Source organism: Campylobacter sp. GB48, assembly GCF_049221845.1.
Classification (GTDB): Bacteria; Campylobacterota; Campylobacteria; order Campylobacterales; family Campylobacteraceae; genus Campylobacter_D; species Campylobacter_D lari_C.
On sequence record NZ_JBMJAR010000035.1, the window covers coordinates 1 to 2600 of the forward strand.

At 26.4% G+C, this 2600-nt stretch carries 1 protein-coding gene; it reads left to right on the plus strand.

The features are described from left to right. On the plus strand, window positions 1–2120 hold a 2120-nt coding region (locus ACOTVC_RS08500; protein ID WP_421628320.1), incomplete at its 5' end, for an autotransporter outer membrane beta-barrel domain-containing protein. Window positions 2121–2600 lie beyond the last annotated feature (480 nt).

Sequence of the window (2600 nt, forward strand, 5' to 3'; positions counted from 1 at the left end):
ATGATAGCACCATAGGCTCTATCACAAACAATGAAGGTGCTAAAGCTGATTTAGATTTAAAAAATAACTCAGTAGTAGGAACTATAACCAATAATGGAGATATGTTAATTACTAGAGATGAAACTTCATCTATAGGTAAATTTGCTAACAAAGGTAGTTTAAAAAATACCTTTGAAAACAAAGATATCCTAGGCACTCTTGAAAACGATAAAGACGCTATCTTAGAACAAGGTTTATTTAATGATAATGGTGTTATAGGTACAATCAATAATGAAGGAATTATAGTAGGTATAACTAATACATTTAATAGTAAAACCAAAGATAATAAAGATAAAGGTTATATAGGTATTATTAGTAATAGTGGTACTATAGGAAAGGAAGCTTCTCCGTTAGATAATTTTAATGGTATAAATAATAGTGGTACTATAAATATGCTAGAAAACACTTCTTTGGGTGTTATTTTTAATGGTATAAATAATAGTGGTACTATAAATTTAATAAATAAAGGTAGTTTAGACACTACTAAAAATAATAATGATACTAAAGCTAAAATCTATGGTGGTATAAACAATGAAGGTACTATGAGTATTGTTAATTATGGAGAAATTTATGATGGTATCACTAACTCAGGTACTTTAACACTAAGCAATGGTCATGTAGTTGGTGTAAATCAAGATACTAAATGGGAGGGTGGTTTTATAGGTAAAAATACCCATGGCTACCATTTAGAAAATAATAACAAAGGTAAAATAAGCATAGATGGTTGGTATTTTAATGCACCTGAATATACTCAAAGCAATGAACAAAGATTAGAAAATTCTATCATTATAGGTGGAGATAATCTTGGTGGTATTAGTGCAGATAAAATCTATGTTGATACAAGCAAATTACAATTAAATACTATTTATGATGCTAATACTTTCTTTGCAGATAAAGATGGTAATATAGTAGGTGATAAAACTAACAACAATCAAGGAGTAGATGGTAATAACATCCATAGTTTATCAGGTATTTATGATTTTATGGGCTTAGGTAATGGTAAGTATATAGCTAATGTTAATTTAGCAGAACTAAGTGGTAAAACCCTAGCTAAGTCTATGGTTTATTCTTCTAGATTAAGAAATATTAATATTTCTAATATCTTAAGAGATGTTACTTCTAAAAATTTCCAAACAGATTTTTCTCAAGTATTGGATATGGAATTATCTAAAAAAGGAGAAGCTTATGGTAATGATGCTGACTTATTAGCTGAATTAGAGGATATTTTTATCCCTAATAAAAATGTTCATGCAAATAATTATTCTTTCTTAATACCTTATTATAGTCATTCATCTATTAAAATAGGAAAAAGTATAGGACAATTAAGTGTTAATACTACAGGTTTAATAGGTGGCTCTCAAAGAGAATTACCAAATGATTATGGTGTTATAGGTTTTTATTTAGGTTATGAAGATGCTTTTAAAGAACAAGCTACTCAAAGACTTAAATTTGATGATAAAACTTATTATGGTGGTTTAACTTATTATGGAATATTAGCAAGAGATGGTATTAATCAATACTATATTAGTGCTAGTACAAGACTTGATTATACTAAAACAGATATAGAAAAATCTTATAAGAATATTCCTACTACTATAGAAAGTGATACTAAAATTTATGGCTATGGAGTAGATATTAAGTTAGGTGCTAATTATTATAATACCTTAGATATAGCTAGAATATCTCCAGAGTTTGGTCTAAGTTATTATGGTATGAGTAATAAAAACTTTAGCTTAAGACATATAGATGGTTTAAAAGAGCACTATTTATCAGAACAGTTTAATTTTATTGATGCAAGTGCTGCTTTAAAATGGTATAAACCATGGAGTGATAAGATAAGAACTAATGCTACTATAGGTGCTATAGTAAATTTATACGATGATGCAAAAGGAAATTTATTGCTTGGGCAAAACCATTTAAGCTCAGATATAAAAACTTCTAAGTATTATGGATTTGGACAGTTTGCTCTTTCTTATACCATAGCTAATAATGCTGATTTATCATTAAATTATGCAGGTACATTCACATTTGATAATACCACTTCTCATACTATGTTTTTAAAACTAGGCTTATGGTGGTAAGTTCTTTCACACTAACTATTACTAGTTGGTGTGAAAAACCATATATAAATAAGAACTAATATAAGAATAAAAATATAATAAAGATTAAGTTAGATCATGAAAATAATAATAAAACTAATAATAGTAGTATTAATAATATTAGTCTTATTGGTTTTAAATATTATCAATAATATAGAATAAGTACATAAATATATATAAAAACTAGGAGTAAAAAGAATTAAATAAGGATAAAAAACCAAATATACAATTAAAATCAATTGCCCAGAGTTTGCTTAAAACAAATTATAAAACAACAAAAACAAAATTAAACAAAAGAGCATTTGATATAATAAAATAAATAATGCATTAATTATAAACATAAAAATCTAGTAAAAGATTTTTATAGTGATAAACATAAACTCCTTATTAGCAAACTCTATCACATTAAGCTTAAATATTTAAGCTTAATGTAGATTAAGTAGATTCTGGGGAGAGGATTAA